Origin of the sequence: Moorena sp. SIO1G6, from assembly GCF_010672795.1 — a bacterium.
Taxonomy (GTDB): domain Bacteria; phylum Cyanobacteriota; class Cyanobacteriia; order Cyanobacteriales; family Coleofasciculaceae; genus Moorena; species Moorena producens.
Genome location: NZ_JAAHFZ010000008.1, coordinates 119,266 through 146,063, shown reverse-complemented (window position 1 = coordinate 146,063; position 26,798 = coordinate 119,266). Strand labels below are relative to the sequence as shown.

The 26,798-nt window shown below is 44.6% G+C and carries 22 protein-coding genes; 11 read left to right on the top strand and 11 right to left on the bottom strand.

The features are described 5' to 3' along the window. The first annotated feature begins 92 nt into the window (after window positions 1–92). A complete protein-coding gene (locus tag F6K63_RS09905; protein WP_287251348.1) occupies window positions 93–266 on the top strand; it encodes a hypothetical protein in 174 nt (57 codons plus the stop codon). Window positions 267–667: 401 nt separating this feature from the next. Beyond that, window positions 668–4,303 (top strand): WD40 domain-containing protein, encoded by a 3,636-nt coding sequence (locus F6K63_RS09900; protein WP_287311921.1) that lies wholly within the window; start codon window positions 668–670, stop codon window positions 4,301–4,303. Here the strand turns inward: F6K63_RS09900 and F6K63_RS09895 are convergent. From F6K63_RS09895 to F6K63_RS09885, 3 genes are all read right to left on the bottom strand, one after another. After that, on the bottom strand, window positions 4,269–4,430 hold the full coding sequence (locus tag F6K63_RS09895; RefSeq protein WP_287311918.1) for a hypothetical protein: 162 nt from the start codon (window positions 4,428–4,430) through the stop codon (window positions 4,269–4,271). The two genes, F6K63_RS09900 and F6K63_RS09895, sit on opposite strands and share 35 nt — an antisense overlap. 240 nt (window positions 4,431–4,670) lie before the next feature. Further along, window positions 4,671–6,101: a hypothetical protein gene (locus F6K63_RS09890; RefSeq protein ID WP_287311915.1), complete on the bottom strand. Its 1,431-nt coding sequence runs from the start codon at window positions 6,099–6,101 to the stop codon at window positions 4,671–4,673. 251 nt (window positions 6,102–6,352) lie between these two features. Next, complete coding sequence (locus tag F6K63_RS09885; RefSeq protein WP_008181028.1) at window positions 6,353–6,808, bottom strand: hypothetical protein; 456 nt, start codon at window positions 6,806–6,808, stop codon at window positions 6,353–6,355. A gap of 115 nt (window positions 6,809–6,923) precedes the next feature. Between F6K63_RS09885 and F6K63_RS09880 the strand changes: the two genes are divergently transcribed. Continuing rightward, the gene (locus F6K63_RS09880; RefSeq protein ID WP_287311913.1) at window positions 6,924–11,285 is read left to right on the top strand and encodes an nSTAND1 domain-containing NTPase; all 4,362 of its coding nucleotides are present in this window, start codon (window positions 6,924–6,926) and stop codon (window positions 11,283–11,285) included. On the opposite strand, the gene F6K63_RS09875 is transcribed toward F6K63_RS09880, so the two are convergent. The 3 genes from F6K63_RS09875 to F6K63_RS09865 form a co-directional block, all read right to left on the bottom strand. After that, window positions 11,239–11,442, bottom strand: a complete 204-nt coding sequence (locus F6K63_RS09875; RefSeq protein ID WP_154659704.1) for a hypothetical protein — start codon at window positions 11,440–11,442, stop codon at window positions 11,239–11,241. The genes F6K63_RS09880 and F6K63_RS09875 overlap by 47 nt on opposite strands. Before the next feature lie 74 nt (window positions 11,443–11,516). Continuing rightward, window positions 11,517–11,780 (bottom strand): hypothetical protein, encoded by a 264-nt coding sequence (locus F6K63_RS09870; RefSeq protein ID WP_008181023.1) that lies wholly within the window; start codon window positions 11,778–11,780, stop codon window positions 11,517–11,519. Next, window positions 11,777–12,016, bottom strand: a complete 240-nt coding sequence (locus tag F6K63_RS09865; RefSeq protein WP_008181022.1) for a hypothetical protein — start codon at window positions 12,014–12,016, stop codon at window positions 11,777–11,779. Before F6K63_RS09865 ends, F6K63_RS09870 begins: the two co-directional genes overlap by 4 nt. Before the next feature lie 824 nt (window positions 12,017–12,840). On the opposite strand from F6K63_RS09865, the gene F6K63_RS09860 reads away from it, so the two are divergent. Together F6K63_RS09860 and F6K63_RS09855 are read left to right on the top strand one after the other, a co-directional pair. After that, window positions 12,841–13,149, top strand: coding sequence for a hypothetical protein (locus F6K63_RS09860; RefSeq protein WP_008181021.1), 309 nt, complete (start codon window positions 12,841–12,843; stop codon window positions 13,147–13,149). Next, window positions 13,146–13,382, top strand: coding sequence for a hypothetical protein (locus F6K63_RS09855; RefSeq protein ID WP_131826953.1), 237 nt, complete (start codon window positions 13,146–13,148; stop codon window positions 13,380–13,382). Before F6K63_RS09860 ends, F6K63_RS09855 begins: the two co-directional genes overlap by 4 nt. 40 nt (window positions 13,383–13,422) lie before the next feature. Here the strand turns inward: F6K63_RS09855 and F6K63_RS09850 are convergent, their stop codons facing one another. From F6K63_RS09850 to ggt, 3 genes are all read right to left on the bottom strand, one after another. Next, window positions 13,423–14,472, bottom strand: coding sequence for a pentapeptide repeat-containing protein (locus F6K63_RS09850; protein ID WP_008181020.1), 1,050 nt, complete (start codon window positions 14,470–14,472; stop codon window positions 13,423–13,425). Next, window positions 14,465–15,208, bottom strand: a complete 744-nt coding sequence (locus F6K63_RS09845) for a hypothetical protein (RefSeq protein WP_131826952.1) — start codon at window positions 15,206–15,208, stop codon at window positions 14,465–14,467. The genes F6K63_RS09850 and F6K63_RS09845 overlap by 8 nt, the downstream gene beginning before the upstream one ends. A gap of 211 nt (window positions 15,209–15,419) precedes the next feature. Then, window positions 15,420–17,162, bottom strand: a complete 1,743-nt coding sequence (gene ggt, locus F6K63_RS09840; protein ID WP_008181017.1) for a gamma-glutamyltransferase — start codon at window positions 17,160–17,162, stop codon at window positions 15,420–15,422. Between the two features lie 32 nt (window positions 17,163–17,194). Here ggt and F6K63_RS09835 point away from each other — a divergent pair, with 32 nt between their 5' ends. The 4 genes from F6K63_RS09835 (at window position 17,195) to ctpB (ending at window position 21,523) form a co-directional block, all read left to right on the top strand. Beyond that, window positions 17,195–17,437, top strand: coding sequence for a hypothetical protein (locus tag F6K63_RS09835; RefSeq protein ID WP_287311911.1), 243 nt, complete (start codon window positions 17,195–17,197; stop codon window positions 17,435–17,437). A gap of 152 nt (window positions 17,438–17,589) precedes the next feature. Next, entirely contained in the window at window positions 17,590–18,894 is a 1,305-nt protein-coding gene (gene thrC, locus F6K63_RS09830) for a threonine synthase (protein ID WP_008181015.1), read from the top strand. A 260-nt stretch (window positions 18,895–19,154) separates the two neighbouring features. Next, complete coding sequence (locus tag F6K63_RS09825) at window positions 19,155–19,430, top strand: MoaD/ThiS family protein (RefSeq protein ID WP_008181013.1); 276 nt, start codon at window positions 19,155–19,157, stop codon at window positions 19,428–19,430. 770 nt (window positions 19,431–20,200) lie between these two features. Next, window positions 20,201–21,523 carry a carboxyl-terminal processing protease CtpB gene (gene ctpB / locus F6K63_RS09820; protein ID WP_008181011.1) on the top strand — a complete coding sequence of 441 codons (1,323 nt, stop codon included), beginning with the start codon at window positions 20,201–20,203 and terminating at the stop codon, window positions 21,521–21,523. A gap of 93 nt (window positions 21,524–21,616) precedes the next feature. Here the strand turns inward: ctpB and F6K63_RS09815 are convergent, their stop codons facing one another. Together F6K63_RS09815 and F6K63_RS09810 are read right to left on the bottom strand one after the other, a co-directional pair. Further along, window positions 21,617–22,108, bottom strand: a complete 492-nt coding sequence (locus tag F6K63_RS09815) for a hypothetical protein (protein ID WP_287311909.1) — start codon at window positions 22,106–22,108, stop codon at window positions 21,617–21,619. Between the two features lie 485 nt (window positions 22,109–22,593). After that, window positions 22,594–22,848 carry a hypothetical protein gene (locus F6K63_RS09810; RefSeq protein ID WP_008181007.1) on the bottom strand — a complete coding sequence of 85 codons (255 nt, stop codon included), beginning with the start codon at window positions 22,846–22,848 and terminating at the stop codon, window positions 22,594–22,596. Between the two features lie 555 nt (window positions 22,849–23,403). Between F6K63_RS09810 and F6K63_RS09805 the strand changes: the two genes are divergently transcribed. Both F6K63_RS09805 and F6K63_RS09800 read left to right on the top strand, forming a co-directional pair. Further along, window positions 23,404–24,117, top strand: coding sequence for an esterase/lipase family protein (locus F6K63_RS09805; protein WP_229414359.1), 714 nt, complete (start codon window positions 23,404–23,406; stop codon window positions 24,115–24,117). 146 nt (window positions 24,118–24,263) lie between these two features. Beyond that, the gene (locus F6K63_RS09800; RefSeq protein WP_287311908.1) at window positions 24,264–26,705 is read left to right on the top strand and encodes a tetratricopeptide repeat protein; all 2,442 of its coding nucleotides are present in this window, start codon (window positions 24,264–24,266) and stop codon (window positions 26,703–26,705) included. The last annotated feature ends 93 nt before the right edge of the window (window positions 26,706–26,798 follow it).

The following is a 26,798-nucleotide window of genomic DNA, read 5'->3' as shown; positions in this document are numbered from 1 at the left end:
AGCTCTCAGCTGGCTCTAATTTGAATTATTAAAACATCAAGTAGCAAAGCATTGTGAACAGGATTGTGAAGAGGTTTCCTGAGGTGCTACCAGTGGCGAATTTAATTCTTAATGGGTCTTGCGCACCTAAGTGTTGGTGGGATATTGTGACTGACTTTGGCAGTATGTCTACTGACAGAGGCTCCGATTGCACAAGCGCGGAAGCTGAGGCCGTAGGCCACGCGGAAGCGAACGCTTCATCGCCTAGGGTGCCCGTAGCGCATTAAGATTCTCTGGGTCGCGAGGATGTTTGAGAAGTACCAAATGTTGGGAATAAGCCATCATAATCCCAAATCTTAGGGACTTTGTACTAACTTACCCCCTTGCTTTGGGGGGTTAGGGGGGCCTTTCGAGTCGGATCCAACATCTTTAAAATACCCTCTTAGACCTGGAATATGCCTAAGGGTGTTTGCCAGAGTTGACCTGCGATTCCCTTGAGCTTAGGTTTTGCTTCGATTTGAATATAGCATTTTTATTTGAGATGTAAACAGCGGACCCGTCGAAACAGGTAACTTCGGCTCAGGGAACAGGGAACAGTAGGAAAGAGCTCCAAAGAGTTTTTGATGTTATGAGAAATCATCAAGATTGTTCATGACCTATTTGTAAATCCTATAGCTGAGGTGAGATTTTGCCATCTTTACAAGCGTCTCGACAGGGAAGACTAACAATTAAACAGTATCGAAACCGAAAGGGATGGACGATAGAGGATCACAGATGGCTGGTCGAGGCGAGTAAGATCTTAAATCCAGATATCGACTGGGCATCCTCCGAGTATGGGTTGCAAGAAATCTATGCTCCTGGTGTCTCCCTAGCTACTTGGAAACGCTTCTTGCAAGGAAAGCCGATTAATGCCCAAGTTTTCCAGGTATTTTGCCAAGTTTTAGGACTTAACTGGGAATATGTGATTGAGAACAGCCTCCCTAAGTCCTCAATCCAGAAGACAACCACTAAAATCCCCTCAAATCGAGTAGATTGGTCAGCAGCGCCGGATGTGCCAGTTTTCTTTGGACGTACCGAAGAATTGGCTACCTTAGTGCAATGGATTCTCCAGGATCGTTGCCGAGTGGTGGCAATTTTAGGAATGGGTGGAATTGGCAAAACTGGACTCTCTTTGAAGCTAGGTAAGGGTGGAATTGGCAAAACTGATCAGTCCCTCAAGCTAGATCATGGCATTCAGGATGAGTTTGAGTACGTCATTTGGCGTACGCTACTTAATGCTCCTCCCATTATAAAAATTCTCGAAGAGCTGATCAAATTTCTCTCCAACCAGGTAGAAAGCAATTTACCAGACACCATAGATGCTCAACTATCACGACTACTTCACTATTTGCGTGAGCATCGCTGTTTGCTAATCCTGGATAATGTAGAGTCAATTATACAAGGTGGTGACAAGGCTGGGCAATATCGAGAAGGATATGAGGAGTATGAGCAACTGTTCCGAAAAATTGGAGAAGTCTCCCATCAAAGCTGCTTGTTGATCACCAGCCGAGAGAAGCCCCACGCCATTGCCAGACTTGAAGGCAAAACACGACCGGTTCGTTGCCTGGAATTAAGCGGTTTTGATGTGGTAAATGGCAAGAAAATCTTTAATTCCATTGCCTCGTTCTCTGGTTCAGATCAGCAATGGCAAGAACTGATTGAATTTTACAACGGTAATCCTTTATCCCTAGAAATTGTTGCCAAGCATATTGATGAAGTATTTTTGGGTAATATTGGCGACTTTTTAACAGAAGGAAAACCAGTCTTCGATGACTTTCGTGAAGTGTTAACCTGGCACTTTGAGCACTTGTCAGACCACGAACAGGAAATTCTGTACTGGTTGGCAATTAATCGGGAAGCTGTTTCCCTTGCCCAACTCCGAGAGGATATCCTCTCACCAGTGGCTAAACAACATTTACCAGTAACACTGCAATCCCTGCAAAGACGTTTACCTTTGGAAAAAAGTTCAGCAGGCTTTACCCTGCAACCTGTGCTGATCGAGTACATGACTGAGAAAGTCATTGACAAGGTTAGTCAGGAAATACTCACCGATAAAATAGCTCTGTTTAATTCTCATTGTTTGCTGAAGGCTTTGGCAAAACAGTACATTCGGGAAAGTCAATACCGTCTGCTCCTCAAACCATTAATCGCTCAGCTAATCGATAGTTTGAGTAGTCAAAGTTGTCTTGAGGAAACTCTAAATAATAGTCTTTCGAAAATAAGAGAAAACTTGGTGCCAAGGGTAGGCTATGCAGCCGGTAATATCCTTAATCTGCTCTGCCAACTTAAAACTGATTTAAGGGGTTATGATTTTTCTAATCTCACTATTTTGCAAGCTTACCTTCAGGGGGTAGAGTTGCTAGATGTAAACTTCGCTAATGCTACCATCGCTAAATCAGTTTTTACTCAACCTTTTGGTAGTATTTTGTCAGTATCATTTAGCCCCGATGGCCAGCTTTTGGCTGCAGGTGATAGCATGGGCAAGATTCATCTGTGGCAAATTGCTGATAGTCAATACCGTTTAACCTTGAAGGGACACACCAGTTGGGTATGGTCTTTGGCCTTTACTAGGCTAGATGATGGTAACAGTGAAGAGACTCAGATTTTGGCTAGTAGCTCTGAAGATCAAACCGTCAGGCTCTGGGATATTACTACCAGTCAATGCCTCCACACCTTGCGAGGACATAGGAGTAGAATATGGTCAGTTGCTGTCAGTGGAGATGGCACAATTGTTGCTAGTGGCAGTGGCGATAAAACCGTTAGAATCTGGGATGTTAGTACCGGTGAATGCTTGAACATCTTGCCAGAGCACTCCCAAACCGTAAGAGCCGTAGCTTGTAGTCCCGATGGTGCCATTCTCGCCAGTGGCTGTGAAGATAAAACTATCAAACTCTGGGACTCTGATACAGGTGAATGCCTCAGCACCTTACAAGGACACTCTCATCAGATCAGGTCAGTGGCTTTCAGCCCCGATGGAACTACCCTCGCTAGTAGTAGTGATGACAAAACCGTAAGGCTATGGAATCTTAGCACCGGTAAATGCGTTAAGATGCTGCGGGGACATACAAAAAGCATACGGTCAATTGGCTTTAGTAAAGATGGAACCACTCTCGCCAGTAGTAGTGATGATAAAACCGTAAGGCTATGGAATTTTAGCACTGGTGAATGCCTCAATAAGTTGTACGGACATACTAATGGTGTATGGTCTATTGCTTTGAGTCCAGATGGCGTAACTTTAGCAAGTGGTAGTGATGACCAAACCGTAAGGCTATGGAATATTAACACTGGTCAATGCCTCAACACGTTTCGAGGATATACCAATGGCGTATGGTCTATTGCTTTCAGTCCAGATGGGACAACCCTCGCCAGTGGCAGTGAAGACCAAACCGTAAGACTTTGGGATGTTGGTACCGGTGAATGCCTCGATACCTTACGAGGACATACCAATTTGATATTTTCTGTTGCCTTCAGTCGAGATGGTGCAATCTTAGTTAGTGGCTCTAAAGACCAAACCCTCAGACTCTGGGATATTAGCACTGGTGAATGTCTCAACACCTTCCACGGACCCAAGTGGGTACTTTCAGTCGCCTTTAGTCCCAATGGAGAAATCTTAGCCAGTGGTCATAATGACGATAGGGTAAGACTCTGGGATATTAGCACCGGTGAGTGTTTCCAGACCTTATTAGGACACACGAGTTTGGTCTGGTCAGTGGCTTTCAGTCCAGATGGCACAACCCTCGCTAGTGGCTGTGAAGACCAAACCGTTAAACTCTGGGATGTTGGCACCGGTGACTGTTTAAGTACTTTGCAGGGACACCGGAATATCATCAAGTCCGTTGTCTTTAGTGGAGATGGCAGAATTCTCGCTAGTGGCTGTGAAGACCACACTGTTAGGGTCTGGGATGTTGGCACTGGTGAGTGTCTCAACACTTTGCGTGGACACACCCATCGATTACGCTCAGTGGCGTTCAACCCTAATGGTAAACTGATCGCTAGTGGTAGTTATGATAAAACCTGTAAGCTCTGGGATGTTCAGACAGGTGAATGTTTAAAAACTCTCCATGGACATACTAATGTGGTATGGTCTGTTGCTTTTAGTCGAGATGGTTTAATGCTAGCCAGTAGCAGCAACGATGGCACAATTAAGTTTTGGGATATCGAGAAGGGTCAATGTATCAAAACCCTGAGAGTGCCTAGACCCTATGAGGGGATGAATATCGCCGGTGTTACTGGTTTAACAAAAGCAACTATTACCTCCCTGAAAGCCTTGGGAGCAGTTGATTAGACTTGTTGCAGAAGTCGGGAGTTGGGAGTCGGGAGTCGGGAATCGGGAGTCGGGGGCGTTGCTTAATAATGGAGTCGGGAACAGTAGGGAACAGATGTAGGGTGGGCAGTGCATCCGTTAGATTCACTGACTAGCCATAGCATTGCTAAGCACTGCCCACCAAAAGTCGGGAATTCATGTAGGGTGGGCAGTGCATCCGTTAGATTCACTGACTAGCCATAGCATTGGGTTTGCACTGCCCACCAAAAGTCGGGAACTGCCATCTGGCTTCTGGCTTCTGCCATCTGGCTTCTGCCTTCTGCCATCTGGCTTCTGGCTTCTGCCATCTGGCTTCTGCCTTCTGCCTTCTGCCTTCCAAGAGCTCAGTTCAACCCAACCTACTACCTGATAAGATTTTTTTGAAGCACAAGGCAATTACTCCAAATATCAGGATTAGCCCAACTGGTACTATCACACTATTGATCCAAGGGTTGTCACAGCTCTTTTTGAAGGGTGGGATCAGCGTGGATAAAGTATCACACTGCTTAGCGTCAAAATCCATTAAAGCCGTGACAGCTGTCCCCGCACCAACTACCGTTACTAGAGTCTGAAAAGTGCGATCGCGTTCTGCTTTTTCCAGCTCAATTTGACTACGGATGGCATTGAGCCTGGTCTCTAGCAGCCGTAATGCCATCTCCATTATATCATAGTCTTTAGTAACCTGCAATAGGTAATTTTCCTTTACCTCTTTACTAAACGTTTCTAAAAACTCTAGGTTATTATCGGCACCTAATTTTTGGCATTTTTGGTTGATGATTTCTAAACGGGTTTGATAATTGAATAAATTAATCTCGATAATTTGGTTTTGAAAATTTAGTTTAGGCAAATCCAGGGTATAATTCCCTAAATAATTTTGAATGTCATCGAGTTTTGCGGCGATGGTTTGGTCTCTAAAACTAGAAGCGTTTTCGTCACTGATAAGTCTCTGATTGGCTTCAACCTGCTTATAGTAAGCTACCAAGGTTTTTTTGATTAAGCGACTTTGGCTGTAAGCCCATAAAATTTTGTTTCTATAACTAAACAGACCCATCCAATCCGTATACAATTCCGCTGCTTTTTCCATACTTTCTTGGTCAGAAAAGAGCATAATGATTACATGGCAGTTGACCTGATTCAGGGGTTGATATCGCCACAGCTCAAAAACTTCACCACCAAATAAGCTGCCTTTTCCATGTAAATCTTGTGACCAATTCGCCCCTTTATCGAAAAGCTTAGCACCTTGTGTAATTTCTTTTTCCTGTTTTTTAGAACTTTCGGGGGGTGATAATAATTGTAAATCTTGTGACCAATTCGCCGCTGTCTGGAAAACATGATAACAGGATTTAGCAATATATTCGTAGCTTTTGCTCGACGTTTTCGGTAACCATCCAGAAAGCATCCAAGTTTGCCCTAGGGTCGCCCTTTCCCCTTGTAATCTCCATTCAATTTCTGCTCGCAGTCTGGCAAAACAGTCAGGGGTTTGGGGGTCGGTTTGATTGTTAATGGAACAATCAATTTGCAAGCCATAGGTATCATTTAAGCGGACAGGATAGTAGTACCCTTCTAGGGTATCGTTTGCTGTGGTAAAGTCATAATACTTTTGTTTAGGGAGTAGTTCTAAATATTTGGTTTCTAGATCAGGATCGAAGAATTTACTATCTGCTGGGAGTTTAGCTTGAAACTTAGCTTGCTTTTCTTGCTTCTCAGCTTCAGTGAGGTTGAGAGCATCTCGTAAGTCATATAAAAATAAATCGAGAGTTGGAAAGATTATATCGCTCACTATAGCATTTTTATTTTAGTTGTGAACATACTACCTTATGGAAAGGCAACAGGCAACAGGCAACAGGCAACAGGCAAGAGTTAATCAACTCTATAAGGATTTAAGGATTTTTGGTAGCGACTTCATCGCTTTTGCAATTAGGCAAAAATTATCATAAAATTCCCACAGTTATCTTTTTTTTTACAAATATCAAATGCACCCTTCAATTTTATTACCCCGACTCCCGACTCCCGACTCCCGAATTGGGTAATTTACTTTTTAGAAGCCCCTAAAAACCCTTTAAGTTTTTCCAAGGGTAATTTTTGGACAACTTCTTGTGGCTGTTCTGAACGACTGACGACAATCACAATATTATTAATTTGTTGGTCATAGCCTGTAGGTGATGACTTAGGTTTATGTCCTCTCATGATCGAGGTACGGCTAGGTGTATTGACTGGCTGGATTTCGGCTTCTGTGGGGAGATAGTCTGGAGGAATATCGACCGTAGTGTCAAGTTGGTTGTAATAGGTTTGGTAACGTTGATTTAACTCAGGATTGGCGGCAATCATCTCTAGCAGCTTGGGTTTGGTATACTTCTCCCAGGCCAGAGGTTGGGCATCAAGTTGATCGCCAATTTCTTTGATGCTCTTATTCTCAGGTTGACTCAAGGGTGTGTCTAAATCGGTCAGAGCAAGTAAAAAAGCTAATAGGGTTTTGTTGGTATTCATCAGCCACTGTCACTACTTCGATCACTATCTACTATCTTTATACATGAAGGATCAGCCGAGTGCTCGAAATTGCGATATTATGTTATGCTAATAAAAATTTCACAACCTCGCTCCAATGACACCGGAATGGGAAGCCCTAATCGTTGGGATTAACCGTTATCCAGAATACACCAACTTTAACGACCTGACCGTTGCTGTTAAAGACGGGGAAAATGTCGCTCAACGATTACAACAGTATGGCTATGAACCGTTCCGGATTCAGGACTTACCCCTTGGGTTGACCCAAAAAGGACCAGGGGGACTATCGAGCACAGGACTAGTAAAATTAGAGGAATTAAGGGAAGCAGTTGCTAATCTGTTTAATCCTCCTGCTCCTAACCAAGCTCCAGAAACCGCCCTATTCTTCTTTTCAGGCCATGGCTGTAGACAAGAGGTGGATGGCATTGAAGAGGTTTTCTTAGTGACTAGTGATGCCTTTCCGGATGTGGGAATTTATGGCTATCCTCTGCAGGAATTGGGTCAGCAAATCGCAACTAGCCCAGTGAAACAGGTAGTGATTTGGTTAGATTGTTGCTACAGTGGCGAGTTACTGAAATTTATCCCAACTGATAAAGCTTACTGCTTGATTACTGCTACTCGTTCCTACGAGCCGGGAGTAGAGATTAGCCATGAACAAGGAGTATTTACCAAGGAGTTACTGGCAGGATTGAATCCGGAAAATTACCCGGATGGTATTGTTAATAGTCATAATTTGGCCTTGTTTATTGAGCAGCGGATGTCAATGACTCAGCAACGTCCTTTAATCGCTAACTCACAACAAGCCATTATACTGACTACTCAGTTTCCGAAACTGAGCTTTCAGGATAAGTGCCCCTACCGGTCTCTGTCTTATTTTACCGCATTACCAGAAGATGCTCTGGTGTTTCACGGTCGTTCTCAGTTGACCGAGCAGTTAATTGAGCGAGTTAAAACTAAACACCGTCTGCTGGTAGTGTTAGGGGCTTCCGGCAGTGGCAAGTCTTCCTTACTCAGAGCAGGATTATTGTATCAGCTGAAGTTAGGTCAGGCAATTGTTGGAAGCGATCGCTGGCATTATCTAGAACCTTTCACTCCAGGTGTTGCACCAAAGCAAAGGTTACAGGAGGTCCTGGAAAAGGGGGAGCTTTTAGAGAAGCAGGGAGAGGGTGTGGCTGATTCTGGGGAACAAAACTTTCAAAGTCCCCCAAAGTTGGGGGATTTAGGGGGCATTCCCATCAGCAACGCCCAGCCAGAGAATTTTAGTAAAACTCCGATGGTCATGATTATTGACCAGTTTGAAGAGTGCTTCACTATGATTCAACCTGACCAACGCCAGGAATTCTTTAACGGTTTAATTGAATTAATCGAGAATACAGACAATTTAATTGTTTTAATTGCCATGCGCTCTGACTTTCGGGGGCGGTTGCGAGAGTATCCTAAATTAGTAGAGAAGATTAATAGACCATTAATTAATGTTGACCACTTGAACCATGAGGAAATTGAAGAAGCGATCGCTAAACCAGCTGAATTAGTAGGATTAGGGATTGAGGGGAGATTAAAACAGCAACTGATTAACGATGTCGAAGATTATCCAGGTAGCCTTCCCCTGCTCCAATATACTCTGACGGAATTATGGAAACAGTCAAGACAGCAGCAGGAAACGTTTTTACGGTTAGAAACCTATCAACAGTTAGGGGGAATTGAGGGAACTCTGGAAAAGAAGGCAAATCAGGTATTTGATAGTCTCTCCCAGGTAGAACAAACTGTGGCTAGGCGTTTGTTGTTGGAATTAACTCAAGTGGGAGAGACTCTCGATACCCGTAGACGAGTACGCCTGGGGGAGTTAGTCAATTCTCATCACAGTTTAGAACTGCTCGATGCTGTTAGCCAGACCTTAGCCAGTTCAGACAACCGCTTGATTACTAGAAGTCATCAAGAAAATTCCCAGGATGTGGTTTTGGATGTAGTTCATGAAGCCTTAATTCGCCACTGGGGAAGGTTGGTGGAGTGGAAGCAGACTTACACAGAAGCGATGGTGATCGAAAGCAAGCTGGAAGCGGCGGCGCTTGAATGGCAAGAGAAGGGAAAGAAGCGTGATGATGCCGGTTTACTGTTGCTTGGGGGGAGGTTAATAGAAGCCCAGGAGTATTTAAGAAAGTATGGTGAATTGGGGATGTTGAATGGGCTGGCGGAGGAGTATATTGAGGTCAGCCGTCACAAGCACAAGCAAATGACCCGTAACCGCTGGTTAGGGGTGGCAGGGTTTATTGCTGTGTTGGTATTGGGGACAGTTGTTTCAACGGTTTTTGGATTGGAGTCTAGTAAACAGGCGAGAAAGGCAGAAGAAAGTGAAATTAAAGCCCTGAGTCAATCTTCAGAACTCTTGTTTAGCTCAAAGCAACCCTTTGATGCTCTAAAAGAGAGTTTAAGGCCAGTAGGAAAACTCCAAAAGACAAAAAGGGTAAAAGGTGATACTAGAATACAAGTGATCGCTAAGTTGCAGCAATCTCTCTATGGCGTCAACCAGTATAATAGCCTGGATAAACATACTGATACTGTCACTAGCGTGGCCTTTAGCCGAGATGGCATGACTATCGCTTCTGCTAGTTGGGACAACACCGTGAAACTATGGAATCTACAAGGCAAACACCTGCACACCCTCACTGGACATAGCGAACCTGTCAATAGCCTCGTCTTTAGCCCAGATGGCATGACTATCGCTTCTGCTAGTTTGGACAAGACGGTGAAACTATGGAATCTACAAGGCAAACACCTGCATACCCTCACTGGACATAGCGAACCTGTCACTAGCCTCGTCTTTAGCCCAGATGGCATGACTATCGCTTCTGCTAGTTTTGACAACACCGTGAAACTGTGGAATCTCAAAGGCAAACCCCTGCACACCCTGACTGGACATAGCGAACCTGTCACTAGCGTGGCCTTTAGCCCAGATGGCATGACTATCGCTACTGCTAGTTGGGACAAGACTGTGAAACTGTGGAATCTCAAAGGCAAACCCCTGCACACCCTGACTGGACATAGCGAACCTGTCACTAGCGTGGCCTTTAGCCCAGACGGCCAAACTATCGCTTCTGCTAGTTGGGACAACACCGTGAAACTGTGGAATCGAGAAGGCAAAGACCTGCATACCCTCACTGGACATAGCGCAGATGTCACTAGTCTCGCCTTTAGCCCAGATGGCATGACTATCGCTACTGCTAGTTTGGACAACACCGTGAAACTGTGGAATCTGCAAGGCAAAGTACTGCAAACCCTCACCGGACATAGCCAATATCTCATAACCGTCGCCTTTAGCCCAGACGGCCAAACTATCGCTTCTGCTAGTTGGGACAACACCGTGAAACTGTGGAATCTCAAAGGCAAACCCCTGCACACCCTGACTGGACATAGCGAACCTGTCACTAGCGTGGCCTTTAGCCGAGATGGCATGACTATCGCTTCTGCTAGTTTGGACAACACCGTGAAACTGTGGAATCTCAAAGGCAAAGACCTGCACATCCTCACTGGACATAGCGCAGATGTCACTAGCGTGGCCTTTAGCCGAGATGACCAGACTATTGCTACTGCTAGTTGGGACAAGACGGTGAAACTATGGAATCACCAAGGCAAACACCTGCACACCCTCACCGGACATAGCGATTGGGTGAATAGCGTCGTCTTTAGCCCAGATGGCATGACTATCGCTACTGCTAGTGATGACAACACGGTGAAACTGTGGAATCTCAAAGGCAAACCCCTGCACACCCTCACTGGACATAGCGATTGGGTGAATAGCGTCGTCTTTAGCCCAGATGGCATGACTATCGCTACTGCTAGTGATGACAACACGGTGAAACTGTGGAATCTCAAAGGCAAACACCTGCACACCCTCACTGGACATAGCGAACCTGTCAATAGCGTCGCCTTTAGCCGAGATGGCATGACTATCGCTTCTGCTAGTTGGGACAAGACTGTGAAACTGTGGAATCACCAAGGCAAACCCCTCCACACCCTCACCGAACACAACGCAAATGTCACTAGCGTGGCCTTTAGCCCAGATGGCATGACTATCGCTACTGCTAGTTGGGACAAGACGGTGAAACTATGGAATCACCAAGGCAAACACCTGCACACCCTCACCGGACATAGCGATTGGGTCAATAACGTGGCCTTTAGCCCAGATGGCATGACTCTTGCTTCTGCTAGTTGGGACAAGACGGTGAAACTATGGAATCACCAAGGCAAAGACCTGCACACCCTCACCGGACATAGCGATTGGGTCAATAGCGTGGTCTTTAGCCGAGATGGCAAGACTCTTGCTTCTGCTAGTGCAGACAATACTGTAATTTTATGGAATTTAGATCTAGAGGATTTAGTGGAACAGAGTTGTGATTGGCTCCATGATTACCTTGTCACTCATCAAGACGAAGAAGAATTAAGGGAAATTTGTGGTATGTAGGGGAGTCGGGAGTCGGGAGTCGGGAGTCGGGAATCGGGAAATAGGGAGCAGGGAGCAGGAAGTAGGGAGATAGGGAGATAGGGAAATGGGTATAATTATTTAGATAAATATTATATTGTAGCTTATTTTTATAGCTTATTTTAATAAATCTTTTCAAGAGTTTTTAAGTCTCCCCACACTTCCCACACTTCCCACACTTCCCACACTTCCCCCTCTCCCCACACTCCCCCTCTAGTCGTGATTCAACACTTCGGGTAATTTCCAAGACCGCCCTTGACAGTAAACATAACCATTATTAATGTATATCCCGGAAAGTGCCCTAGCTAATACCAAGAATTCCTGCTGTTCTTCCGCAGTCATATAATTTTCATTGTGTAGACTCCCTGAGGCTCGGTTTGGATCTCCTCCGGAGTCCAGATATCGCTGACGGGCCAGAGTGGAGAGTTCTACCATTCGTTGATATTGCTGTTGTTGTAATTCACTTAAGGGCTTCATAATTCGGCTAGAGGTGTAATCGGGGTAATTTCACCATTTGGTAAAAGCATAGCAAAGGGCAGAAGAAGGCTGGCAGTGCTGATGTACCAAATGCCATTGTCTTGGTCATAAACAGTATTTTCTAGTAATCCTAAGGTATCCAAAGCATTGAGAATTAGATATTGTGCTTCTGTTGGTTCCATCGCACCCGACCGAACTAATAGGGATGTTGGTGATTTTACTCCCAAAGTAAGCATTCAGCAGTCAGCTGTCAGCCATCAGCCATCAGCTATAGCGCTACGCTTAGCGTCAGAAGTTAGAAGTCAGAAGTCAAAGGTGCGCTTTCCGTAGGCGAATTAAATTCGCCACGGGTCGCACCTAAAAGTAAGCGATTACTTACGTTTCGGAGTTTAGGAATGTCCTAATCTAAATGCGTAGTGCTATATAAGTGATTAGTGATTAGTGATTAGTGATCAGCTTTTGAATAAAAGAGGTAAGCATTAGTTTAATCTGAGTCAAGTGAGAGCGTCGTTCGCACAGCGTGGCCATTCGCGTAGCGTGGCCGAAAGGCCAAGGCCAAAGCCTGTGCTAGGAACGAGGTTTATTTTAAACTGACTGCTGACTGCTGACTGCTGACTGCTGACTGCTTACCTTTCAGGTTTTGAATAAAACAAGTAAGCATTCGTTTAATAGGGAGATGGGAACTGTGGGAAGTATGGGAAGTGTGGGAAGTGTGGGAAGTGTGGGAAGTGTGGGTAGATCGGGAAATTTTTATTAGAGTAATTATACAGACATCCTATAATCCCTGCTTAGTAAGCTAGGAAAAAGTAGTTTTCCATGGTTAAGAGTATATTTAACTACATTTTTGCTCATTTTCATACTATGTCCTGATCTGTTGACAATAACCATAGCTGGTAGAATTTTATGGCTGGATTAAACACATTTTGGTAAAATAGTCAACAGTTAAGATGATCAGTGGGAATGAAATGTTAATAAACATAAACTCCCGTTACCACAGCGGTAAATTGGGGCTACTATAGTAACTTAAGTAATCATATAAACATAATCCCGGAAGGTAAACATGATACAAGCTGCTGTCAAAATGCTAATTCCTTTCGAGTCTATTATCGAAGCAATCACTACTCTGGAAATAGAAGACAAAATTAAGCTGAATCAAATCCTCGAAGAAGATATTGCTGAAGTCAAACCGCAAATTGTATTAGAAAAATTGTTACAGGAACCAGTGTCCGAAATGCACTTTGAGCAATTTGAGGAACCTTTCCAAGCACCCGAGCCTGCCAAGACTGAAACCTCAAACGTGTCTCTGATTCCCCTGTGTCCCCTGCTGCCTCTAATTCCCTTAGGTACCTCAGGGGATAACGTTGCTTGAAAAAATGCGATCGCTATCATCTCGGTGCGTTAGCTTTGCCTAACGCACCCTACTCGCTACTGCATCAAGACGAATTGCTAAAACCTTTATATAAAAAGTTTTTTCATAACTTTTTACCGATTCCCGATTCCCGATTCCTGATTCCCGTTCCCCTCCTGGGAGGGGTTAGGGGTGGGTTCCGATTCCCGATTCCCGATTCCCGATTCCCTGCCCCCAGCGCTAGAATCTCCTGAAAGATACTCCCTAACTTAACGAGGAATAATCACCCTAGAGCTATTCATCTTCAAAAATTGCCCCTAACCGCATCAAAACCCCTCTCATCTGATTAGAAATACCTCTATTTTTAGCGAACCTAGCCCCTTTCACTCTTGCCCCCCTAATGTCAGCATGACTAAAATCAGCTCCTCTGAGATTGGCACCATCTAACTCAGTAAGATTCATCTTCGCACTTCTGAGATTAGCACTCCTAAGGTCAGCATTTTCAAGGATAGCCAAACTCAAGTCAGCTCCCTGAAGATCAACTCTCCTGAGATCACTATTACTTAAGTCGCTACGAATCAGCTCGGCTTTGCGTAGGTTGGCACGAATCAGATGGACATAATTCAAATTAGCACGAATCAGGCAGACTTGGGTCATGTCTGCTAAACTTAAATCAGCACCTTTAAGATTACTTCTCCTCAGTTTCGCACCTTTGAGATTAGCTTCACTAAGCTGAGCACGGCTCAAGTTAGCATCAGATAAATCAACACACCTCAAGTCAGCCCCCCCCAGGTGGGCACGGATGAGGTTAGTGCCCTGAAGGTTAGCTCTGCTCAAAATCGCACTACCCAGATTAGCCCCCCTGAGTTTAGCCCCCTGGAGGTAAGCACCTCCCAATTTAGCCTCGCTAAGATTAACACCAGTGAGGTCAGTTTTCCTGACGTCAGCTCCCCTCAAGTCAGCACCACTGAGGTCACCATCCCTGACATTAGCACCATCTAATCGTATCCCCCTCAAGTCAGCACCACCAAGGCTTACCCCCTGGAGATTAGCATTCCTGAAGTGGCTCATGCTTAGATTCGCACGACTGAAATCAGCCCCCCTCAAGTCAGCATTACATAAGTTGGCACCTTGGAGGTTAGCCCCCCGGAAATCCGTTCCTCTGAAATCCGCTTCCATCAACCTAGCTTGGCTGAGGTCAGTGTAACTTAAGTCAGCTGCAGTGAAGTCCTCAGCCAGATTCAGCCCAACCATTGCGGTCAACTGCTCAAGATTGTCTGTTTCTGCCACTAAAACCCGCTTGATCAGGCTTAGCAGAATCGGTTGAGATTTTTCCTCACCCATATTGCAATTCCATGAGAGACAGATAGGGCTTAAGTCTAGTTACCAACAAATGTTCCACAATCAGTCTGTTTAGCACAACGGTTTTATTGCGGGTAAGGTTTGAGGACCACAACCCCTCAACTTCAGTTAGACAAATATCTCGCTGGGATACTTCAAAGATTGCTTGGATACGACAGGGTAAAGCAGTGACATTGACAGTTGCTAGCTTTACCCGATTCAGGGAACCAAATAAAACACCATTCCCCTTCTGTTCTTCAAAAATCCAGGCAGGATTTTCTGCCGAAACTTGATTGGTAATGTGGCACCAGGAAACTTGGTCAGTCTCGTGGGATGTCTTGCAGGATTCTGGTTGATATTCTAGTTGGGATGTCTCGTGGGATTGCGATTGGGTAGCTTCTGGAGTAACATTACCTCCCCCTCTTTCCCTGTTGCCATTAGGGTCTGTTGGACGGTGGTTTAGATCACAACTAGGCCCTTGTTGCTGTTGATTACCTACTGTTGCCAGTTGAATATAACCACCAAGCTCACGGAATTCATAGGGGATATTACCATGTTGGAGATGAAGACGCAGTACTCCACCTTTGAGTCCAAATTTAACACGACCTTCGAGCAACTCTTCCCACTGCTGGTTAAATTGGATGGTTAGGTATAAATTAATCTGCGGCATTTTAGAGGGTTTTTGCCAAAACTTACGTTTTTGTTTGTTTGGCGGAATCAGCATTCCTTCCAATTTCATCCCTAAGCAATCTAGGCATTTATTCTTAGGCTCAGGTGGAGGCATGTAATAGCAAAGGGAGTAGGGAGTAGGGAGTAGGGAGTAGGGAGTAGGGAGTAGGGAGCGGTGCGACCCCGCGCTTTTTAAAAGCTAAGGGTGAACGCGCACCGTAGGGAACTTACGATCAAAAACTCCCACAATTCCTACACGGATTGCTAAAGTAAATGCTATGTTAATAACCTAAGGTTAAGGCACCAGGTTTGCGAGGATCAGATGCACCTTCAAATGAATTGTTAATGTACATGATACTCTGGGTACTCCCCATAGCATTACGCACCGAAATCTTATATCCTTTATACTTCAATAACTGGATTGTATCACCATTTAAATCCTGTTCTACAAAAAGTTGATCCGGTAACCATTGATGATGTACCCGAATGGCATTAGTAGCTGTAGCAATATTGAGCTGGTGATCAATTACATTCATAATCAATTGCAAAACGGTGGTAATAATCCTACTCCCCCCTGGACTGCCAGTGACCAGATACGACTTACCATCTTTGAGCACAATTGTTGGAGTCATAGAACTCAGCATCCTTTTTTCCGGTGCTATTGCATTGAATTCTGCTCCAGTTAATCCATAAGCATTGGGTACCCCTGGCTTAGCTGAAAAATCATCCATTTCATTGTTGAGGAGAATACCCGTTCCCGGTACTGTAATTTTACTGCCATAGCTAAAGTTTAAAGTATAGGTATTAGCAACAGCATTGCCATACTTATCCATCACTGAATAATGGGTGGTATCATTGCTTTCTACCCGTTGAGTAGGATTACCAGGGGCAATTTCTGAACTGGGAGTTGCTCGATAGGGATTAATCCGTTGACGGATTCGTTCAGCATAGGTTTTAGAGGTTAATTCAGCAACAGGAACGGGAACAAAGTCAGGATCTCCTAGAAATTTAGAACGGTCAGCATAGGCTAACTTCATACTTTCCGCCATTAAATGAATGGTTTGGGCAGTATTATGTCCCAGTTTCCGAATCGGAAAGGCTTCTAAAGTATTCAACATCTGCACCAGATGGATACCCCCAGAGCTTGGAGGTGGCATAGAATAAATCTCATAGCCCCGATAAGTGCCTCGAATCGGCTCTCGAATCACGGGCTTGTAGGTAGCTAAATCCTCTTTGGTAATCAGACCACCATTGGCTTCCATGTCTGCTACGATAGCCGATGCGATCGCACCTTCATAAAAGGCTTTAGCCCCATGTTTAGCAATTAGCTTTAAACTACGGGCTAAATCGTTTTGTACTAAGATTTCCCCTACCTGATAAAGGACACCTCCTGGCTTATAAAAAATAGCCATACTCGCCTCATAAGACTGCATTCGTTTCTTAACGTCTCTCAGAGAGCGGAACAAATCTTCAGAAACTGGGAACCCTTTTTCTGCTAATTCTATAGCTGGTTGTAATGCCCGTTCTAAGGAAATAGTGCCGTATTTTTCCAGTGCCATGGTTAACCCAGCTACGGTACCAGGAACACCAACAGATAAATAACTGTATCGAGACTTTTCTGGGTCAACCTCACCATTATTGTCCAGAAACATATCACGAGTAGCAGCTAGTGGTGCTTTCTCCCGATAATCAATAGCAATGGTTTGGTTATCCTTGGCCAGATGTAAGAGCATAAAGCCACCGCCACCGAGATTCCCAGCTCGCGGTAAGGTTACCGCTAGGGTAAACCCAATGGTTACCGCAGCATCAACAGCATTGCCACCTTCTTTTAAAACCGCTAAACCAGCTTGTGAGGCATAGCGTTCTTGAGAGGAAACCATACCGTTGTTAGCAATAACGGGATGAAAGATATCTTTTCTGCTAAAGATAACTGTGTCTTGAGCAGAGGCACTGCCAGCACTAATGAAAATTAGAGTAGTGAGGCAAATGATGATGAATTTATATTTTCTGGCGATCTTGCCCATAGGATAGTTGATCGAATAGTGAGAGATTGGAAATGATTTTCCGCTTTCGGAAAGATACTATAACGGTTTCCACCAGCGCTACTAGGGAGTCGGGAGCGGTGCGACCCGTGGCGAATTTAATTCGCCTACGGAAAGCGCACCGAGGGAATCGGGGGGATTACTTTTGCCTCTTGCCTCTTGCCTCTTGCCTCTTGCCTCTTGCCTCTTGCCTATTTCCTGTTCCCTACACACAGCCGTGTATCACTAATCGAACCAAACGTTTGTATCTCAATTGACAGTAATTTTGACTGGTTAATGGTTAATCTTTAACCCCTGCAATTAATCCCGACTAAAAAAGTCGGGTATGTTTGACGGACATTTTGAGGTATGTTACTTTTGATCAAGTCTTGACTGAACGTAATTAGAGAGCGTAATTAGAGATATACCCATGAGCCAAGCCACAATTACTCCCAAAACCCAGACATCTACCGCATTTACCAAGTTGAAGTGTAAAGAGTGTGGTGCGGAGTATGAGCCCAAGGCAATGCACGTTTGTGAGGAATGCTTTGGTCCGTTGGAAGTAAAATATGACTACGATATCCTTAGACGCCATGTAACCCGGCAGAGCATTGAGGCAGGTCCGAAATCCATCTGGCGCTATCGTTCTTTCTTACCCCTTGCCACTGATAACTATATTGATGTTGGTACGGGAATGACTCCGTTAGTGAAATCGACTCGCTTGGCTAGACGCTTAGGGTTAAAAAATCTCTACATTAAAAATGATGCGGTCAACATGCCCACCCTGAGCTTCAAAGACCGGGTGGTATCAGTAGCTCTAAGTAGAGCACGGGAGTTAGGCTTCTCAACGGTATCCTGTGCTAGTACTGGAAACTTAGCGAATTCTACTGCTGCGATCGCAGCCCATGCGGGACTCGACTGCTGCGTGTTTATCCCTGCTGACCTGGAAGCGGGTAAAGTGATGGGCACTCTGATTTACAACCCCACATTAATGGCAGTCAAAGGCAACTACGACCAAGTCAACCGCCTCTGTTGTGAAGTAGCTAACAGCCACGGTTGGGGATTTGTGAACATTAACCTACGTCCCTACTATTCAGAAGGTTCTAAAACTCTGGGCTTTGAAGTGGCTGAACAACTAGGTTGGCAACTACCGGACCATGTTGTTGCTCCCTTGGCATCAGGTTCCCTATACACCAAAATCTACAAAGGCTTCCAAGAATTCGTCAAAGTCGGTCTAGTGGATGATAAATCAGTGCGCTTCAGTGGTGCTCAAGCAGAAGGTTGCTCCCCAATCGCTCAAGCTTTCAAAGAAGGACGGGACTTTATTACTCCAGTCAAGCCCAACACCATTGCTAAATCCATTGCGATTGGAAACCCAGCCGACGGCATCTATGCTCTAGAAATAGCTCATAAAACTAACGGAAACATTGAATCCGTCACTGATGCAGAAGTTATCGAAGGGATGAAGTTGCTGGCAGAAACTGAAGGAATTTTCACCGAAACCGCAGGAGGTACTACAATTGCTGTACTCAAGAAGCTGGTAGAAGCTGGTAAAATTGACCCCGATGAAACTACAGTAGCCTACATCACTGGTAATGGCTTGAAGACCCAAGAAGCAGTTCAAGGCTATGTGGGTGAACCTTTGGTAATTGAACCAAAACTAGACAATTTTGAGCAAGCATTAGAGCGGGCTAACACCCTAGACCGTCTGGAATGGCAACAAGTTTTAGTTTAAGCAGTCAGCAGTCAGCAGTCAGCAGTCAGCGGTCAGTGGTCAGCCTATTTTACTCAAAAGCACCGATCTAGTAGCGTGGTGGCACAGGCTTCTAGCCTGTGATAACCCATAAGCTGATAACTGATAGCTGATAGCTGAATGCTGATAGCTGAATGCTGATAACTGATAGCTGAATGCTGATAACTGATACGCGACACGCTGATAGCTGATGGTTTACCATTAAACCTTGAAAATTGAGAATTCAAAGCAAGATATTGATTATGGCTGTAAAAGTTTTAATTCCTACTCCTCTGCAAAAATATACCCAAGAGCAAGCAACAGTAGAATGTCAGGGAACGAATGTTTCTGAACTGATCGAATCTCTGGAAAGTAATTGTCCTGGAATTAAACAACGGCTGTGCGATGAGCAGGGTAAACCCCGTCGATTCTTGAATCTCTACGTGAACGGGGAAGATATCCGGTTGTTGGAAAATACAGAAACAAAACTCAACGATGGGGATGAAGTGAGTATTGTCACAGCTGTTGCTGGTGGTTAGACAGATACTCAGCAGTCAGCAGTCAGCGATCAGTAGTTGACCATTCGCCTTGGCCTTTTGGTTACGCTACGGGAATGGCTGATAGCTGACTGCTTACAAGATAGAGCAATTCTCAGCAACCTTTGAGCAATATTGCTTATCCTTTTAAGGCAATAGGCATGCTAGCAATAGGCAATAGCGATGCAGTCGCTCATGGGAGTAACCCCCTTAGGTTTGCGCTGCATCCCGATTCCCGATTCCCGATTCCCGACTCCCGACTCCCGACTCCCGACTCGTGATCGGGTAACCTGAGCTGGCAGATAAGTTAGTGATTATTTTGCGATCGCTAGGTCAGTCTGTGTACCCAGAACAGTTCAGTTTTGGAACTGGCACAACGGCAGTATGCCATAGTTGCTGAATTTCAGTATATTATAATTAGACTATTCAATCGTATATTAAAAACTTTAGCCTCTCTTGTAACTTAGTGACTAAAACTTAGTGACTAAAACTTGGTGACTAAAACTTAGTGACTAAAACTTAGTGACTGGAACTTGGTGACTAAGTTTGCGGCATCAGCCGACATTAGGAATATCTTTTTAGTATATCAGATCAGAAACTAAAACTAGAAAATAATTTTTTTTCGTTATTATCATCAGTAGGATTGGTAGTCACACCTAAGTAGTATCAGTAGCTCATAGCCATGGGCAATCCTAGAGTTGGCCAACAAAAACATCAATAATTATAAAAAACTAAATAAATTAAGTAATTAAGTAATTTGCCGCCTTATATCCATGAGACAATCCCTGACAAACTTCCCCCGACTCAAACGTGTTCTCTTCACTGGAGCGATCGCAACCACAGCAGTTTGGTCTTGGGCGACACCGATTAATGGTAGCTCTGTGGTTGTAGCATTTCAGGATAGCCCTAAAACGATTGTTGATGAAGTTTGGCAAACTGTCAATCGGGAATATGTCGATAACACCTTTAACCAAGTTGACTGGCAAGCGACTAGACATGAACTCCTGAGCAGAAACTACGCTTCAAAAGAAGAAGCCTACAAAGCGATTAGGAAAGCCCTAGAAACCTTAGAAGACCCCTACACCCGCTTTTTAGTGCCAGAACAGTTCCAAGCCTTGACAAACCAAACTGTTGGTGAACTGTCTGGTGTGGGTATTCGCATGGAAATAGAAAAGCAGACGGAGACCCCGTTAATCATTGAACCGATTGAAAATTCCCCAGCCTTTAAGGGAGGTCTTCAAGCTGGGGATAGGATTTTAGCGGTAGATAGCAAACCTACCAAAGGGTTAAGTCTCGAAGATGCCTCGAATCTAATCCGGGGTAAAGTGGGGTCATCAGTGACTCTGCGGATTGCCCGACCAGGACAGGGCATCTTTGAAATAGAACTAACTCGAGCTCAGATAGAAATCCCCTCTGTTCGTTACAGCGTCAAGCAGGAAGGGAATCTGCGAGTGGGTTATATCAGTTTAAATGAATTTAGTTCCCATGCAGCTGAACAAATGCAACGGGCAATTAGGAACCTCAATCAGCAGAAGGTGAATGCTTATGTCCTAGATCTGCGGGGGAATCCAGGCGGATTGCTTTTTTCCAGTATTGAAATTGCCCGGATGTGGATGCAAGAGGGGGAAATTGTTAGCACTATAGACCGGATCGGTGGCAAACAGGCATACACGGCTAATCGAACGGCCTTGACCAATCTGCCCTTAGCAATTCTAGTGGATGGTAACTCCGCTAGTGCTAGTGAGATTCTAACTGGTGCTCTGAAAGATAACAAACGCGCTACTGTTATCGGTTCTCGCACCTTTGGTAAAGCCGCTGTCCAGTCTGTCCATGCCTTATCCGATGGTTCGGGTTTAACGGTGACCGTCTCTCGTTACTACCTACCCAGTGGTGAAGATATTAGTTTGAAAGGAATTGTGCCCGATATTCGCCAAGAGTTGACCCTTGAGCAACGGCAACTGCTATCTAGTCAACCGGGATGGCGTGGCACTAGTAAGGATCCTCAATACGGAAGAGCGATCGCAGTTTTAAAATCCACTACTGCCTCTGGGCCTGGAACCCTCAGTCAACCTATAAACTCAGGTAGGGTTTGGTAAGCTGCGCTGGGAATCGGGAATCGGGAATCGGGAATCGGGAATCGGGAATCGGGAATCGGAAGGAGATGTAGGGTGGGCAGTGCCACAGAAAGATTAATTTGCTTGGGTACACCTAGGTATGCACTGCCCACCAACGGATGAATCACAATAGAACAGATGTAGGGTGGGCAGTGCCACAGAAAGATTAATTTGCTTGGGTACACCTAGGTATGCACTGCCCACCAACGGATGAATCACAATAGAACAGATGTAGGGTGGGCAGTGAAGATGTAGGGTGGGCAGTGCCACAGAAAGATTAATTTGCTTGGGTACACCTAGGTATGCACTGCCCACCAACGGATGAATCACAATAGAACAGATGTAGGGTGGGCAGTGCCACAGAAAGATTAATTTGTTTGGGTACACCCAGGTATGCACTGCCCACCAAGGATCAATCACGAATCCTGGGCAAATCGTGAAATGGGAAAATCGGGAAATAGCGCAGATTTTTATTAACGCTAATCTTCGGATAATAACCTTAAACCTTCTAACCTTAAACCTTCTAACCTTAAACCTTCTAACCTTAAACCTTGGCCAATAGGCCACGCTACGCGAACAACCTTCAACCTTTTAACCTTAAACCTGATAACCTTCTAACCTTAGGGTGCATCTCCTAAAAGCTGTTTGACACGGTGGTGCGTTACGGGGCGGGCTATCCAAAGCCTGGCTACGAGGCGGAAAATGAGGCCCCCCCTAACGCACCCTACGCAACTAACCTTCTAACCTTCAACCTTCTAACCTTCAACTTTCTAACCTTAAACCTTCTAACCTTCTAACTTTCTAACCTTCTAACCTTAAACCTTCTAACCTTCAACCTTTTAACCTTCTAACCTTGGCCTTTGGCCACGCTACGCGAACAACCTCAAAAAAAAATAGCCGCAGAAATACCTTCCACGGCTAGGAATTTTTAGCTATGCCTCAACTTTCGAAACCAATCCAGAAATGATCCCATAGGATTGACCAAAGGTCACGCTACGCGAACAAACCTGATACTTTGGCCAGGGGGGTTCCCCCCCCTATAACTTAATAGTTTAACCCAAATTTAAATACTTGGTCATCATCGTGATGAATTCGCCAGGAATTCCAGTCGGCTGAAGGGGGCTCCACTCCGATATTTCGGCGTAACCCCGTGCATAAAGGGTATGCATAGTGTTGTTTATTGCCCGGCGGGACCCCTTCAGAATGTGCTTAATGGGGTATTTTTTTTGGGAACGTTCCTGAGGAGTATTACTAGGAGTGATATCCTCAGGATTGTTTTGTGGATCTGGGCGAAAGTTGTCAGACATAGTTCAAAATTACTTTTGAATTTAACATTTATAATCATAACGATTATAAATGTATTTGTCAAGGGTTTTTAGATTTTTTTTTGGAGGGGTAATGGAAGAAAATTAATAATTAAGAATGTAGAATTTAGAATTAAGAATGTAGAATTAATAATTTAGTGCGTAGGGTGCGTTAGGGGCGGGCTCGCCCTAATTTTATACTTCGTAGCCAGTATTGGGATAGCCCGCCCCGTAACGCACCACCAAGTATAAGTTAGAAGTTAGAAGTTAGAAGTTAGAAGTTAGAATCGCAAACAGGGCACATAGTAAAAATGTTAGCGTTTGTTTTTTTTTGATTTAATTTACTGATAGCCTTGGAAACAGAAAAAAAAATAAACTATATCCGATAAGTTATTATAGGTATATAAAATAAATTGTGATAACTTTTTCCATTACTACCTAATCCCTGCTCCCTACTCCCTGCTCCCTACTCCCTGGATTTTTTTGTATTAGAATAAATAAAAATAGGATTTTCTGCATCTACTGGTTAAAGCTATAGAGTTAACTGGAGGCTAATTGGTGAGCGATTCGAGTAGATTGATAAAAATCTCAGGGTGGGAGGGCTCAGAAGCCAGTATGGATGTGGTGTTTGTTCACGGACTTGGAGGTGATCCCAGAGGCACGTGGCATCACCAGCATGGAATAAATGATGATAATTTTTGGCCAGTTTGGTTAGGAAAAGAGCAGCTAGGTCTTAACATCTGGTCTTTTGGATATGACGCGAAAGCAACAAAGTGGCAAAGCAATGGCAGTATGCCCCTTTTCGATCAAGCCAGTAATTTATTAGATTGGTTAAACAGCTGCGATCTCGGCAAGCGTCCATTAGTATTTATTACTCATAGTATGGGCGGGCTTTTAGTCAAAAAGATGCTTAGTAGTGCTAATAATTTTGATAACTATAAAGGGATTATTGAGCAGACTAAAGGCATAGTATTTCTGGCTACTCCCCACACTGGTGCTCATCTAGCTAATTTAATTGATAATATTGGTGTTTTCGCACGAACCACCGTAAGTGTCGAGGAACTAAAAGCTCATGACTCTCAGTTACGGGAATTAAATGAGTGGTATAGAGAAAACGTTCGGAGTCTAGAAATTGCCACCAAAGTCTATTATGAAACCCAGCCTGTAAAAGGGATTTTAGTTGTAGACGAAGATAGTGCCAACCCAGGCATTGAAGGAGTGAAGCCGGTTGCCATACCAAAGCACCATATTGACCTATGTAAACCAGGGTAAGCGCAAGAAAAAATTGCCCATAATGTGCATTGGCTGGATATCGGTTGATCGTGGCTCGAAACCCCTATAATCTCGTAGAACTTGATTCTCAATAGAGTTTAATAGTTGATAATGAACCCAGTTTTTTCTCAATAAGCTACAGCTTATTGATTCTTGCGCTTACCCTGCTATGTAAACCAGATTCTCAAAACAGTTTGGTCTATCTTGGTGTCAAGAAATTTATTGAGGAATGCCTCAAAAAAAAACAAATAACCTTAAATTCCCCGACTAACATTAGTATCAATAGTGGCACTCCCTACTTTGTCGGTAGAGACACTCAACTTGAGCAGCTCCATGAGGAACTTCAAAAGACCGATAGATTAGCCATTTGCGCCATTGCCGGAATGGGCGGTATTGGCAAAACCGAGTTAGCTTTACAATATGCTCTGAGATATCAGGATAACTACCCTGGTGGTAGGTGCTGGTTTCCAGTGCGCGGGCTAGATCTGGGGATTCAAGTTGTTAGTTTTGGGCGTACGGAATTAGGATTAACCATTCCAGATGAACTAGATTTCAACGAGCAGGTAAGATACTGCTGGAGAAATTGGCCAGAGGGAACAGCATTGATCGTGCTGGATGATGTGGCTTCTTTCAGCAATGACTACAAACAAAGAATTAAACCCTATTTACCTCCAGCTGAATCCCGCTTCAAAGTACTGGTCACCAGTCGTCAGCGTCCAGGGGCTTCTTACCGACGAATTGACTTGGATGTACTATCCCCAGAGGCAGCATTAGAATTATTGCGTTCGCGTAGCGTGGCCTACGGCCAATCGCTTGTTGGAAAAGAGCGCATTGATAAAGAACTAACCGAAGCAGAAGCCTTATGTGAATGGTTGGGTTATTTGCCTTTGGGTTTAGAGTTAGTGGGACGATATTTAGATCTACATCCGACCTTAACTATTGCTAAAGTTCAGAAACGTTTAGAGAAAAAGAAATTAGCAGCTAAGGCATTACTTGACCCCACAGAAGAAGGGGAAATGACAGCCCAGTTGGGAGTAGCAGCAGCCTTTGAGTTATCCTGGGAAGATTTGAAAGATTGTCCAGAAGTCCAGCAGTTGGGATGTCGTCTGAGTCTGTTTGCTCCTGCTCCTTTTGAGTGGTCCCTGGTAGAGAAGTGTGTTATCGAAACTGAAGATGACCGGGAAGAAGAACAAGAAGAGTTGGAGGAATTACGCGATCGCGTAGCGTGGCCTACGGCCAATCGCAGTTTACTGAAACTGAACCTGTTGCAACTGACTGAACAGCAAACCTATCAACTCCATCCACTAATTCGAGAATTTTTCCTGACCAAGCTGGCTCAATTACCAGAGGCCGATAGCTACAAGCAAAGCTTTTGTAAGACAATGGTGGCTGTTGCCAAAACAATTCCCCAGACACCAACTCGCGATCAGATTGCAGTAGTTACCCCCGCCATCCCTCATTTAGACGAAGTTGCCACAGTCCTAACTGACTGGCTCAGGGATGAAGATTTAATATTGCCTTTTGTTGGCTTAGGAATATTCTATCAAGGTCGAGGTACCTATGACCAGGCTGAACCTTGGTATGAGAAATGTTTAGACATCACCAAAAGCCGCATGGGAGAAGACCATCCCGATGTAGCAACTAGTCGAGGCTACCTGGCATTACTCTACCAAGTTCAGGGGCGTTACCATGAAGCGGAACCCCTGTTTGTCCAGGCTTTGGACATGACAAAGCAGCTGCTGGGTGAGAAGCATCCCCATGTAGCCAGTAGTCTTAACAACCTGGCATTACTCTACCAAGTTCAGGGGCGTTACCATCAAGCAGAACCCCTGTTTGTCCAGGCTTTGGACATGACAAAGCAGCTGCTGGGTCATGACCATCCCGATGTCGTCAGTAGTCTCAACAACCTGGCAGATCTCTACAAAGCTCAGGGGCGTTACCATGAAGCAGAACCCCTGTTTGTCCAGGCTTTGGACATGACAAAGCAGCTGCTGGGTCATGACCATCCCCATGTAGCCAGTATTCTCAACAATCTGGCAGATCTCTACAAAGCTCAGGGGCGTTACCATGAAGCAGAACCCCTGTTTGTCCAGGCTTTGGACATGACAAAGCAGCTGCTGGGTCATGACCATCCCCATGTAGCCAGTATTCTCAACAATCTGGCAGATCTCTACCAAGCTCAGGGGCGTTACCATGAAGCAGAACCCCTGTATGTCCAGGCTTTGGACATGAGAAAGCAGCTGCTGGGTCAAGAACATCCCGATGTAGCCAGTAGTCTCAACAACCTGGCATTACTCTACCAAGTTCAGGGGCGTTACGATGAAGCGGAACCCCTGTATGTCCAGGCTTTGGACATGAGAAAGCAGCTGCTGGGTCAAGAACATCCCGATGTAGCCAGTAGTCTCAACAACCTGGGATTACTCTACTATGCTCAGGGGCGTTACCATGAAGCGGAACCCCTGTATGTCCAGGCTTTGGATATTGCAGAACGGAAGTTAGGATCAAATCATCCTAATACTGTTACCTACCGTAATAATCTAGAAAGATTGCGGGATGATTTGTCACAGCGATCAGTATATAGAATGTAGAATTAAGAATTAAGAATTAAGAATTAAGAATTAAGAATGAACAAGGTACAATGCAAAATTTCTAAGATAGAAGGTAAAACATCTAAGATAGAA